Origin of the sequence: Streptomyces cinereoruber, assembly GCF_009299385.1 — a bacterium.
Lineage (GTDB): Bacteria > Actinomycetota > Actinomycetes > Streptomycetales > Streptomycetaceae > Streptomyces > Streptomyces bikiniensis.
The window spans coordinates 642,011-653,514 of record NZ_CP023693.1 but is presented as its reverse complement, the minus strand read 5'-3'; the positions used below and the strand labels follow the sequence as shown (position 1 = coordinate 653,514).

At 74.9% G+C, this 11,504-nt stretch carries 13 protein-coding genes and 1 pseudogene; 4 read left to right on the top strand and 10 right to left on the bottom strand.

The annotated features are described in order from the left end of the window. Positions 1–9: 9 nt before the first annotated feature. Positions 10–378 carry a hypothetical protein gene (locus tag CP977_RS02995; protein WP_062757253.1) on the bottom strand — a complete coding sequence of 123 codons (369 nt, stop codon included), beginning with the start codon at positions 376–378 and terminating at the stop codon, positions 10–12. Positions 379–525: 147 nt separating this feature from the next. On the opposite strand from CP977_RS02995, the gene CP977_RS02990 reads away from it, so the two are divergent. Beyond that, positions 526–1,773, top strand: coding sequence for an MFS transporter (locus tag CP977_RS02990; RefSeq protein ID WP_062757252.1), 1,248 nt, complete (start codon positions 526–528; stop codon positions 1,771–1,773). A gap of 42 nt (positions 1,774–1,815) precedes the next feature. On the opposite strand, the gene CP977_RS02985 is transcribed toward CP977_RS02990, so the two are convergent. Both CP977_RS02985 and CP977_RS02980 read right to left on the bottom strand, forming a co-directional pair. Beyond that, positions 1,816–2,232, bottom strand: coding sequence for a universal stress protein (locus CP977_RS02985; protein WP_152369557.1), 417 nt, complete (start codon positions 2,230–2,232; stop codon positions 1,816–1,818). 1 nt (position 2,233) lies between these two features. Continuing rightward, positions 2,234–3,739 (bottom strand): APC family permease, encoded by a 1,506-nt coding sequence (locus CP977_RS02980; RefSeq protein WP_152369556.1) that lies wholly within the window; start codon positions 3,737–3,739, stop codon positions 2,234–2,236. Positions 3,740–3,948: 209 nt separating this feature from the next. Between CP977_RS02980 and CP977_RS02975 the strand changes: the two genes are divergently transcribed. Then, the gene (locus tag CP977_RS02975) at positions 3,949–4,650 is read left to right on the top strand and encodes an RraA family protein (protein WP_152369555.1); all 702 of its coding nucleotides are present in this window, start codon (positions 3,949–3,951) and stop codon (positions 4,648–4,650) included. Between the two features lie 82 nt (positions 4,651–4,732). Here the strand turns inward: CP977_RS02975 and CP977_RS02970 are convergent, their stop codons facing one another. Further along, positions 4,733–5,170, bottom strand: coding sequence for an OsmC family protein (locus CP977_RS02970; RefSeq protein WP_062757248.1), 438 nt, complete (start codon positions 5,168–5,170; stop codon positions 4,733–4,735). Positions 5,171–5,315: 145 nt separating this feature from the next. Here CP977_RS02970 and CP977_RS33975 point away from each other — a divergent pair, with 145 nt between their 5' ends. Further along, positions 5,316–5,774, top strand: a complete 459-nt coding sequence (locus CP977_RS33975; RefSeq protein WP_167308988.1) for a hypothetical protein — start codon at positions 5,316–5,318, stop codon at positions 5,772–5,774. A 70-nt stretch (positions 5,775–5,844) separates the two neighbouring features. Beyond that, complete coding sequence (locus CP977_RS33970) at positions 5,845–6,318, top strand: hypothetical protein (protein WP_063915219.1); 474 nt, start codon at positions 5,845–5,847, stop codon at positions 6,316–6,318. A 141-nt stretch (positions 6,319–6,459) separates the two neighbouring features. Here CP977_RS33970 and CP977_RS34700 read toward each other — a convergent pair. From CP977_RS34700 to CP977_RS02940, 6 genes and pseudogenes are all read right to left on the bottom strand, one after another. After that, positions 6,460–6,591, bottom strand: a pseudogene (locus CP977_RS34700) (SAM-dependent methyltransferase); the annotation flags it as partial. Between the two features lie 340 nt (positions 6,592–6,931). After that, entirely contained in the window at positions 6,932–7,831 is a 900-nt protein-coding gene (locus CP977_RS02960; protein WP_062757246.1) for a DUF2382 domain-containing protein, read from the bottom strand. A gap of 184 nt (positions 7,832–8,015) precedes the next feature. Then, positions 8,016–8,849: a hypothetical protein gene (locus CP977_RS02955; RefSeq protein ID WP_109186353.1), complete on the bottom strand. Its 834-nt coding sequence runs from the start codon at positions 8,847–8,849 to the stop codon at positions 8,016–8,018. After that, entirely contained in the window at positions 8,849–10,123 is a 1,275-nt protein-coding gene (locus CP977_RS02950; protein WP_062757244.1) for a VWA domain-containing protein, read from the bottom strand. The genes CP977_RS02955 and CP977_RS02950 overlap by 1 nt, the downstream gene beginning before the upstream one ends. Positions 10,124–10,209: 86 nt before the next feature. Continuing rightward, a complete protein-coding gene (locus tag CP977_RS34695; protein WP_221331372.1) occupies positions 10,210–10,512 on the bottom strand; it encodes a DUF6296 family protein in 303 nt (100 codons plus the stop codon). A 72-nt stretch (positions 10,513–10,584) separates the two neighbouring features. Further along, on the bottom strand, positions 10,585–11,427 hold the full coding sequence (locus tag CP977_RS02940; RefSeq protein WP_062757243.1) for an N-formylglutamate amidohydrolase: 843 nt from the start codon (positions 11,425–11,427) through the stop codon (positions 10,585–10,587). Between the last annotated feature and the right edge of the window lie 77 nt (positions 11,428–11,504).

Sequence of the window (11,504 nt, the reverse complement as noted above, 5' to 3'; positions counted from 1 at the left end):
GGAGGACGGTCAGCCGTAGGCGTCCGTCACGCAGTCGGCGGCGCACCGCCCGTGCTCGAAACGGCGACGCAGCGCCGCCGCCGCGTGCCGCCGCTCCACCCCGTCGTAGCCGTAGCGCTCCTCGGCCGTCCGCACCACGGCCGCCACGGTGACGATCGCCGGTTCGCCCTCGCCGGCGGCCCGGCGGGCCGCCGCGATCACCAGGTCCGCCGCCCGCTGGAGGTTCCGGGCGTACTCCCGCTGGGCGAACGCACGCGCGCGTGAGGCGGCGAACGGACGCGCGGCCCGCCCCTTGTGCAGCAGGCCGAACGCGATGAGCCCCACGGCGGGCAGGACGAGGAGCATCGCCCCCACCACGGCACTGGCGTCCCACCCCATCACCGGCCCCCTCCCGCATCGCCCCCCGATTTTAGGGGCCGCCGTCCTCGTCCACGAGCGCGCATTTGGCCGTGGCGCCCGGTCCTGCTTTGCTGGCGGCGGCCGGTGCGCGACCGCGCGCCGGGACGGCGGGAGGGACACGGGCGCATGGCGGGCGGGGTGACGCTCGGGCGGGACTTCGGACGCCTGTGGGCGGCGTACGCGGCCAGCGCCGTGGGAACCCGGCTCGCGTTCGACGCCTTCCCGCTGATCGCGATCACGGTGCTGCACCGGGGCGCCGCCGAAGTGTCGGCCCTGGCCGCGCTCGGGGCCGCCGTGGGCGCGGCGGCCGCGATCCCGCTCGGCCCCTGGATGGAGTCCCGCCGCAAACGGCCCGTGATGGTCGCGGCGGACCTCGTCCGCTGCGCGGCCCTGCTGAGCGTCGTCGCCGCGTACGCGCTCGGCCGGCTCGGCTTCCCCCACCTCCTGGTCGCCGCCGTCGTCGTGGCGGCCTCCGACATCGCCTTCGGCGCGGCCTCCGGCGCCTTCCTGAAGTGGCTCGTACGCCCAGACGACCTGGTCACCGCCCAGGGGCGCCTCGAATCCACGAACTGGACCGCCACCGTCCTGGGGCCGCCGCTCGGCGGAGGCCTGATCGCCCTCCTCGGCCCGGTGGCGACGGTGGTGGCCGACGCGGCGAGCTACGTCCTCTCGGCGGCGGGCCTCCGGGCGATCCGCGCGGAGGAACCACCACCGCCGTGCAAGCACCCCGCCGGGCGGGGGTCCCGGCCGGGCGCCGGGGACCTGCTCGCCGGCTGGCGCCACATCCTCGCCCACCCCGTCCTGCGCCCCCTCTTCCTCCACACCGTCCTCGTCAACGGCCTGATCATGGCCGTCGCACCGCTGCTCGCCGTCCTCATGCTGGGACCGCTGGGCTTCCCGCCCTGGCAGTACGGCCTCGCCTTCGCCGTTCCCTGCCTCGGCGGCCTCCTCGGGGCCCGCCTGGCCGGACGGCTCGTCACCCGGTTCGGCCGGCACCGGGTCCTGCGCACCGCGGGCACGCTGCGCGCCCTCTGGTCGATCGGCCTCGCCTTCGTGCACCCCGGCGTCACCGGACTCCTGCTCGTCATGGCGGTCGAGTGCGCGCTGATCACCTGCACGGGCGTGTTCAACCCGGTGTTCGCCGCCCAGCGCCTCACCCTGACGGCCCCCGACCGGGTCGCCCGCGTCCTGACCGCCTGGTCGGTCACCGGCAAGATCTCCATCGCGGCCCTGACCGCCCTGTGGGGCCTCCTCGCCGTGGCCGCCGGGCCCCGGACCGCCATCGCCCTGGCGGGCGTCCTGCTGCTCGCGACCCCGCTGCTGCTCCCGCGCCGGGAGCCCCGGGAGGAACCGGAGCCCGCGTCCGCCCCCTGACGGACCCGCGGCGCCCGCCGGCGCCCGCCGCCCGGACGGCCGTCACTCCTCCGGCGGCACGCAGAGCACCGGAACCGTCGACATGTGGAGGAGCTTGTGCGGGGTGGAGCCGAGGAGGGCGCCCCGGATCGGGCTCTCGCTCCAGCTGCCCACCACGATGACCCGGGCCGCGTGCCGGGTCGCCGCGTCGACGAGGGCCTGGGCCGGCCTCTCGTCGATCACCTCCACGACGGTCGGCACGCCCGCCCGGTCGGCCTCCGCGACCGCGTGTTCGAGACCGGTGCGGCCGGCCTGCCGGATCGCGTCGCGGTGGGAGCGGTACTCCTCCCCGGTGGGGCCGGGGGCCGCCGCGCCGTAGACCAGGACGAGGGTCTCCTCGAAGGCGGCCGCCACCTCGACCGCGATCCGCAGCGCGCGGGCGGCCCCGGGCGACTCGTCGTACCCGAGCACGATCGACATCTCAGCCCCTCCCGCTGCGGATGCCCCGGACCACGTCCGGGTCGGCCACCCCCGGGCGCTCGTCCCAGAACGCGGGCGCCCGCAGTCTCCACACGAGCATGACGACCGCCCCGACGGCGGCGATGCCCAGGCCGATGACGAGCGGCGGGCCGAGGCCGAGCCACGAACTGCCGGTGTACGAGTTCGCCGGGTCGGCCATGTCGGCGACCGACCGCACGAGCAGCCAGGTCAGCAGCCCCGCGCCCACCAGCGGGCCGAGCCCGATCAGCAGGAAGTTGTGCAGGCTCTCGAAGAGGTGGCGGCGGTAGTACACCGCGCAGGCCACCCCGGTGAGCGCGTAGTAGAAGGCGATGAGCAGCGAGAGCGCGGTGAGCGAGTCCAGGAGGGCATTGGTGCTGATCTGGTTCACCGTCAGGTACCAGACGATCGCGATCCCGGCGACCCACCACGTGCTCACGTCGGGGGTGCGGAAACGCGGGCTGATGTGCCCGTAGTGCGCGGGCAGCGCCCGGCGGCGGGCCATCGACAGGGCCGTCCGGGAGGCCGGGATGATCGTGGTCTGGGTGGAGGCGATCGCCGACGTGCACACGGCGAGCAGCAGCACCCAGTCCCAGCCGCCCAGGACGTCCCCGGCGAGCTGGGCGAAGACGAACTCCTCCTCGCCGGCGTTCTCGGCGAGGAACGCGGGACCGGCGTAGGCCACCACCGCGAACCCCACGGACACGTAGGTCACGAGCAGGATCACGGTCGACCACAGGCCCGCCTTGCCGGGGGCGGTCGCCGAGTCCTCGACCTCCTCGGTGAGGTTGACCGCCGACTCCCAGCCCCAGTAGATGAAGACGCCGAGCAGCAGCCCGCCGGTGAGGGCCGCCCCGCCCGCGCCGAACGGGTTCAGCCAGTCGAAGGCCGGCTCCACCGAGTCGTACGCGCTGGTCCCGGCGTACACCTCGGCGAGCGCCACGCACACGAAGACGAGCAGGAAGACGACCTGGGCCAGGATCAGCACGTTCTGCACCTTGGCCGACAGCTCGGTGCCGATGACGCACACGGCCGTCATCACGAGGATGAGCAGCACGGTGAGGAGCTGGCGCACGAACGAGTTCTCCACCCAGCCGTCGAGGCCGACGGCGAGCAGCCCGAAGCTCACGGCCACGTCGGCGAGCGAGCCGACGACCAGGACGCCGGTCATCGCGATGGCCCAGCCGCCCAGCCAGCCCGCCCAGGGGCCCATCGCGCGCGTGACCCACGAGAAGGTCGTGCCGCAGTCCTGGTCGACCTTGTTCAGGTAGTAGAACGCCGACGCGATCAGCAGCATCGGGACGAAGGACGCGACCATCACCCCGGGCGCGTAGATCCCCGCGAGCGCGACGATCGGGCCGATGACGGCGGCGATGGAGTACGCGGGGGAGGTGGAGTTGAGCCCGATGACGAGGGCGTCCACGAAGCCGATCGCGTTGTGCTTCAGATCCGCGGGCCGGCCCTCGGGTGCGGCGTCCTCGGTTGCCATGTTCCCTCGCTCCCGTTCCGCTCGGACAGATCCGCTCGGACAGAGCAGAGAGACGTGTCCCTCCACCGATCGTAGGAAGGGGCGGTTCCGCCCGCATGCCGGGCGGCCGGGCCCTCGTCCGTCCGGGGAGCGGGCCGCTAGCATCACGCGGGCCCGCCGTCCCCGCCTCGCCCCGCCCCGTCACATCACGGAATGGAACGGAACGTCCGATGCAGAAGGACCTCGCCGCTTTCGCCGAGCTCTCCACACCCCTGGTCGCCGACGCCTGCGTACGCCTCGGGGCGCCGCTGCGCGCCGCGCCCGCCGGAGTGCTGCCCGTCGCCGACGGGCAGCGGATCGCCGGACGGGCGCTCCCCGTCCGGCACTACGGAAGCGTCGACGTCTTCCTGGAGGCCTTCGCGCACGCGGAGCCCGGGGACGTCCTCGTCGTCGACAACGCCGGCCGCCGCGACGAGGCCTGCATCGGGGACCTCGCCGTCCTGGAGGCCGGGGCGGCGGGCGTCGCCGGGATCGTCGTGTGGGGGATGCACCGCGACACCCCGGACCTCGTCCGGATCGGACTGCCCGTCTTCTCGTACGGGCGGCACGCCCCCGGCCCCGTGCGCCTCGACCCCCGGGAGCCGGACGCGCTGCGCTCCGCGCGCTTCGGGGAGCACGAGGTCACCTCGGACGACGTGGTGTTCGGCGACGACGACGGGGTGCTGTTCGTGGCGGCCGACCGGGCCGCGGCCGTCCTGGAGACCGCGCGGTCCCTCTTCCGCACCGAGCGGGAGCAGGCCCGGCGCATCGCGGCGGGGGAGACCCTGCGCGACCAGACCCGCTTCGACGCCTATCTGGCGGGCCGGGCCGAGGACCCCTCGTACACCTTCCGGCGGCACCTGCGCCGGATCGGCGGCGCGATCGAGGAGTGACGGGCCCGGCCCGACGGGGCGTCAGCCTCGGCACGGTGTCCGGGAGGGTGGTGAGCGGGGACGGGCCCGGCCCGACGGGGCGTCAGCCCTCGAAGCCGATCGTGCCGTCCGGCAGGACCGCCTCCACCCGCGCGCCGTGCTCCACGGTCCGGCTGACCGTGCAGAACTTCTCGTGCGTCAGGCGCACTCCGCGCGCGAACACCTCCGCCGCCTTCGGGTTGTTGTCCGGCAGGTCGAACTCGTAGCTGACCCGGATCCGGCCCACCCGGCCGTCGTCCTCGGGACCCGGCACCGACTCCACCACGATCCGCAGGTCGTCGTGGTCCACCGCCCGCGCGGTCCGGTCGATCACAAGGCCGCCGCAGCCGCCCATCGCGGCGAGCAGCAGCTCGACCGGGGTGAAGGAGGGCTGCGCGCCGTCGTCGTCGGCGGCGGCCATCCGCACCTCGGCGCCCCGGTCGTTGCGGGCGGTCCAGTTCCGGTACCCGGTGCGGACGGTCTCGATCCGGTAGTCGGCCATGATGGCGGGGCTCCTTCGTGCGCGTACGATCGGCCCGCCCACGGTACGCCGGGGCGGGCCGGCGGGCTCGCGCGGAGACCGGGCGCGCCCGTCCCGGGCCGGGCCCGGAGGGCTGGAGCCCCGCCCCGGGTGAAAGGATCCGGGCGTGACCTGTGACGTCTGCGGGCACGCGATGCGAGGGGGACCGGTGACGCAGCCCCCGCCGGAGTGGGGTCCGCCGGTGGCGGAGCTGTGGGTCTGCCCCTGGTGCTACGCGTGGACCGAGCTGGACCACGGCGGACACGAGCTCGCACGGGCGCGGTACGAGCCCCCGGACCGGCGCTGGGAACGCGCGGAGACCCCGGGACCGCCCGGGGGCACGGCGCACGCCTACGGGCACCTCGGCACGACGCTGTGCGGTGCGGGGTACGACGGCCTCACCGCCTCTCCGTACCCCTGGGTGCCGGGGTGGAGCAGTGCCTGCCCGGACTGCGAGGAGGCCGCGGCCGTGATCGACCGGCGCCGGCCGGCGGAGGCACGGGACGAGAAGCGGAACCGCCCCCTGTCGCACCCCGGTTCGAACGGGCTCCCCTTCCAGGACGCGCCGGACCCCGCCCCCACCTGAGTAGCGCGAGTACGGACGTCTGAGTACGCCGACCGATACGGCGGCGCCGACCCCCTGCTGGACTGGGGGCATGACCTCCGAAGACCGGCGCACCCGCCCCCTCCAGCACGTCACCGCCACCGGCACGGCCCTCGCCGTGGCCCTCGGGCCGGTGCTCGTCGGCGCCCTGATCGCCCGGTCGGTCGGCGCGGACCCGATGGCCTCCGTCAACGCCCTGATCGCGGGCGGCGGCCAGCGCGCCCGGCTCTCCCGCGCCCGGCTCGGGAGCGGGACGGGACTCCGGAAGAGGGCCGCTCTTCGGGCCGCGTCCGGGCTCCGGAAGGGCGTCGGCCCCCGGAAGGGTCCGGGGCTTCGGAAGGGCGCCGGGCTCCCGGGCGGGGCGGAGGCCCGGTGCGGCGCGCGCCCCCGGCCCGGTTCGGTCGCGCGGCTTGCGCGCCAGGAGGAAGCCCTGCGGCGTCTTCTCCTCGGGATCCGGCTCCCGCACCGGGCGGGCCGACTCGACGAGACCGGCCGCGGCCAGGAGTTCCGCGACGCGGTCGGGTGACCGGCGGCAGACGTCGAGGGCGACCTCGTGCCCGTACGCCCGCTCCAGCCGTACCCGCTCGTCGCCCATCTCGAAGGCGGTCAGGAACCGGCCGCCCGGTGCGAGGACCCGGTGGAACTCCGCGAAGGAGGCCGTGAGTTCGTCCTTCGGCATGTGCACCGTCGAGTACCGGGAGAGGACCCCGCCCAGCGAGTCGCCCGGCAGGTCGGGCGCCGTCATCGACCCCACCTCGAAGCGCGGCCCCGGACAGGTCGCGCGGGCGATCTCGACCATGCCCGGCGACAGGCCCACCCGAACGCCTCGGCGCCGATGTCCCGCAGGTGGGACGTGACCCGGCCCGTCCCGCAGCCGAGGTCCCCGATCGTCCGGGGCCCGCCGGCCCGCGCGCCACACGGCCGGGTCTTCCGGACGCGCCCCGCGGCCCGTCCGCCGGATGCCGTGACGGACGCCCCGTGCCACGACAGGCCGGTGGCCCGCCCCGTGGAGGGGGCGGGCCACCGGCGCGGCGCGACTTCGCCTTCGCGCCCGGGAGCGTCGACTCCCGTACGGGGGGTGCCGCCCCGGCTCGCGGGGCGGCACCGGTCCGGTCGCCGGGCGACCGGTCGTCGGCCGGTCAGTACCTCCGGCCGCGGGCGTCGGGGTCGTCCGGGTCCTCCAGACCCTCGACCTCGATCTCCTCCTTGCGGACCTCGCCCGAGACGGTCTGCTCCTCCACGACCTCGTCGGCCTTGAGGCTCACCCGCTCCACCGGAACGGTCCGGGTCTCCACGACGGGGCGCTCCTCGTGGAGGATGACCTCGTGCTCGGCCTCGCTGATCTCCGGGCCGGACAGGGCCTCGTCACGGTTGGCCTCCGTGATCGGCTCCCGCTCGATCCGCACCTCCTCGTGGGAGACGGGCACGGTCTGCTGGACCTCTTCCGTCACCACGTACTTGCGCAGCCTGACCCGTCCGGCCTCCGTGCGCTCGACGCCGACGTGCATCTGCTCCTCGGAGCGGGTCATCGCGTCGTCGCCCGTGTCCGCGGCGCGCCCGGTGGTGCCGGCCCTGAACCCCTCCTCGGTGCCCATCGGGCCGGACGCGGTCCCGGCGGCGGCTCCGGCGCCCATCGCCGTCCCGGTGCCCGTCCCGGTGCCCGTGCCACCGTGGGCCCAGCCGCCCTCACCGGGCTGGTTGGCCTGCTGCCAGGCGTCGTCCCAGGCGATGCCGTAGTGCTCGAAGAGACGGTGCTCCTCGCTCTCGGAGAGGTGTCCGCCGGCGTCGACGTCCACGTTGGGCGCGTCCTTGATGGTGGACTTGGGGTACGGGACCTCCAGGTGGTCGTCGACCAGAGCCGCGTCCTTGATCGGGACGAAGGATTCACTGGTGCCGAACATGCCGGTCTTCACCGTCACCCACTCCGGCAGGCCGGTCGCGTCGTCGACGAAGATGTGCTTCGCGTCGCCGACCTTCTTGCCCTCCGCGTCGTAGACGGGGTGGTCCAGCACGGCGTGGATCTGCTCTCGGGCGATCATGTCGACCCTCCTGCTCTCTCTCGGCTCGTTATCCACGCCTCTTACCAGACCTGTCGTGAGAAAACGGGGCAAATCCATCTAATTATGTTTAATGGTCAACCGTCTGGGGCGTGGCGACGGCCCGGGACGGCCGAAGGCCCCCACCGCGTCGGAGCGGTGGGGGCCTTCGCGGCTTCCAGGAGGGTCAGGCGGCCGGCGGGACCCGGGACGGGCGGCCCGCGCCGCGCGTCAGGACGTAGCCGCCGACGCCCGCGAGCGCCGCGAGGACGCCGCCCGCCAGGGTCCAGAGCCAGCGGTCGGACCACCAGCCGGAGGACCAGCCGTCCTCCGGCGCCGCCGCCTCGACGGCGGACGGGCGGCCCGCGTCGGCATCCGCCTCCGCCCGGTCGGCGGTGGTCGCCCCCGGCACGAGCGGCACGGCGAGCGCCCCGTCCGTGGCGTGGGCGCCGCCCTCGTCCTTGAGGTCCACCCCGAGCCGGGCGTCGAACGACTGGCCGAGGTCCTCGTCCGGCAGACCGGTGACGGTCAGGCGCACGTAGTAGCTGCCGGGCAGCGGGTCGTTCGCCCAGGCGTCGGCCGAGGCGCGGACCGGCCGCAGCACGCAGGCGAGTTCGACCTTCGCGGCGTCCTTGCCCGCCGTGCGGGACTGCGTCCCGTACATGCAGGACTGACGGCGCCGCAGCCCGTCGTACACGTCGATCCGCCAGGTGGAGGGCCCGTGCCGCAGGGCCGCCTCCGGCAGGGTGACGGTGGCGTTCACCGTCGGCCGCTGCCCGGTGTCCGCCGGGAACACCCAGTACAGGTAGTCGCCGGTGGCGGCCCGCGCGGTGGCGTGCTGCCCCGGGAGGAACCGCGTGGCGGTGCGGAAGGAGGTGCCCGCCTCCGTCGGCCCGGTGGTGGTACGGGTGTCCGGGGTCGCCGTGGCGGAGGGCGAGTCGGCGACGGCGGCCGGGGCCGCGAGCCCGAGCAGGGCCGCGCCCGCGAGGGCGGCCGCGGCGAGCGTGCGTGCGGTACGCATCAGTGGGTCCTCCAGACGGCGACGCGCCAGCGGGACAGCCAGCCCCAGATCAGACCGGCCAGGAAGCCGGTGAGCACCAGCGCGCCGAGCAGCCACCAGCCCCGGCCGAGACCGAACGAGGCCGCGTCGGAGGCGGTCGCGGGGCCGTCGACGACGTCCACGGTCAGCTCGATCGGCATGCCGGGCGTCGTCTTGACCGACGGGGGAGCGGAGAAGGAGTTGCTGACCTGGAGGCAGACCGTCTCGGCGGCCGGCTTGGCGTCGTCGGAGTCGGTGCCGTCCAGCTCCGGCTTCGGGTAGCGCAGCCCGGTGGACATCACGTCCGTGCGCCCGTCGCCGGCCTCGGAGCCGCGCGTGATCTCCCGGCCGTGGCGGGTGACGGCGCGCAGCAGCACCCCGTAGTCGTTGTTGACCGCGCGGTCGGCCGACACGCTGACGGAGGCGCGCAGTTCCTGGCCGGGCAGCAGGTCCACCCGGTACCAGCGGTGCTCGCCGAAGGACTCGCGGTCCGTGTACAGGCCGGGCTTCAGCTCCGGCGCGTCGGCGCACCGCGCGGCGCCCCGGGTGGCGACGGGCGTGACGACCGGGTCGGCCGCGCGGTCGACCAACTGCCGCACCCGGCGCGAGAGTTCCTCGGTGCGGTGGACCGAGGTGTACGTGCCTCCGGTGGCCTCCGCGATGCAGGTGAGCTGCTGCCGGGTCTTGGCGTCCGGCACCAGGCCAAGGGTGTCGATGACGAGGTGGATGCCCTTCGCCGCGATCTCCCGTGCCACCTGGCAGGGGTCGAGCGGGGCGCAGGTGTCCTCGCCGTCCGTGATGAGCACGATCCGGCGGGTGGCGTCACCGCCCTCCAGGTCCTTCGCCGCGCCGAGCAGCGCGGGACCGATCGGGGTCCAGCCGGTGGGGGCCAGGGTGGCGACCGCCGTCTTGGCCTCGGTCCGGTCGAGGGGGCCCACCGGATAGAGCTGGCGGGTGTCCTTGCAGCCCTGCTTGCGGTCCTGCCCCGGATAGTCGGCGCCCAGGGTCCGGATGCCCAGCTGCACCTCCTGGGGCACCGCGTCGAGGACCTCGTTGAAGGCCTGCTTCGCGGCGGCCATGCGGGACTTGCCGTCGATGTCCTGGGCGCGCATGGAACCGCTGACGTCGAGCACCAGCTCGACCTTGGGGGGTTCCTTCGCCGTCGGCGCGTCGGCGACCGCGTGCGTCGGCAGGAGCGCGGCGCCCAGGGCGAGCAGCGCGCAGGCCCCGGTCGCCAGCCGTTTTCTCGTGATCATCGCCGGATCGTATTGATGATCGTCCGACAAACCAAAACGGGGGTGGCGGCCCGGGGCCCGGGGGCGCGGTGTTCGAGCGCGCGATGTCAGGCGGAGGGCGCGGCGGGGCCGGAACCGGCGGGACCCTCGGCGTCGCCCCCTGTGTCGCCCTCGGTGTCGTTCTCGGGCAGGGCCCGGGCCCGCACGGCGTGCGCGGGGTCCTGATGGCCTCCCGAGGGCATGACGCGGACCTCGCCCCGGTCGCTGATCTCCGCGCGGATGATCCCGGTCGGGTCGGTGTAGACGGGATGGCCCCCGGAGCCCTTGTAGAGGGTGCGCTCCACGACCACGACGTCCTGGGTGGCACCCGTGACGTCGGTGAACACCAGCTCGTATCTGGATATGCTCATTTGCCCTATTTTACGCCGATATGGAAACCGTAGGTATCGAAGCCGTACGGCCCGGGTCGGGCGGGGCGCCTCTCAGGCCGTACGGGACACGGCGTCCACCAGCTCCGCCAGGGCCGCCCCGAGGGCCGCCGCCCCCGGCCCCGCCGCCCCGCCCGGTTCGCGCATGTACAGGTCCCGGCGCATCTCCACCATCAGCGCGTGGACCCGCGGCTCCCGGCCGTAGTACGCCAGCGGTACGTAGGTCCCGGCGAAGGGACTGTCCGTCCCCACCCCACCGAACCCGCCGAGGGCCTCCCGCGCCGCGTCGAGGAGCGCGGGAGGCGTGTGGAAGGCGTCGGTGCCGAGGCAGACCGGGGGCCGGGGGCCGTCGCCGTGCAGCTCGTACGGCAGCGGCGCGCTCGGGTACGAGTGGACGTCGATCACCACCGCCCGGCCCGTCGCCGCCAGCCGGTCGGCCACGGCCCCGGCCATGCCCGCGGCGTACGGGGCGAAGTACCGGTCGATCAGCGGCGCCGGATCGAACCCGGCCGGCCGCAGCGCGGCCCGGTGCGTGGTGCGCGTGTACACCGCGCCCATTCCGGCGGCCGCCATCTCCTCCCGTTCGTCCGGGAAGCGCTCGGGGTCGACCACGAGGCGGGAGAGCCGGTTGACGAACCGCCAGGGGGCCGTGCCCGCCGCCGCGGTCGCCGCGGCGGCGATCTCCGCCGTGTGCGCGTCGGTGATGTGGTCCAGCTCCCGCTCCAGTGCGTCGTCGCCGAGCAGGATCCCGGCCCGCACGTCCGCGGGCACCGCGCGGGAGGAGTGCGGCACGTGGAGGAGGACGGGGGAGTCCGGGGCGCCGGGAAGGAGGTGGAAGGAGGAGGCGCCGGGCGTGCCGTTCGTGCCCGCCGTGTCGGCGCGTGGAGTCTCGTTCATGCCGGGATCCTCCCCCGACCCCGCCCGCGGCGTCACGAAACCGCTGGTTAGAGTGGTGGGAGGTTGCGCCGCCGCAC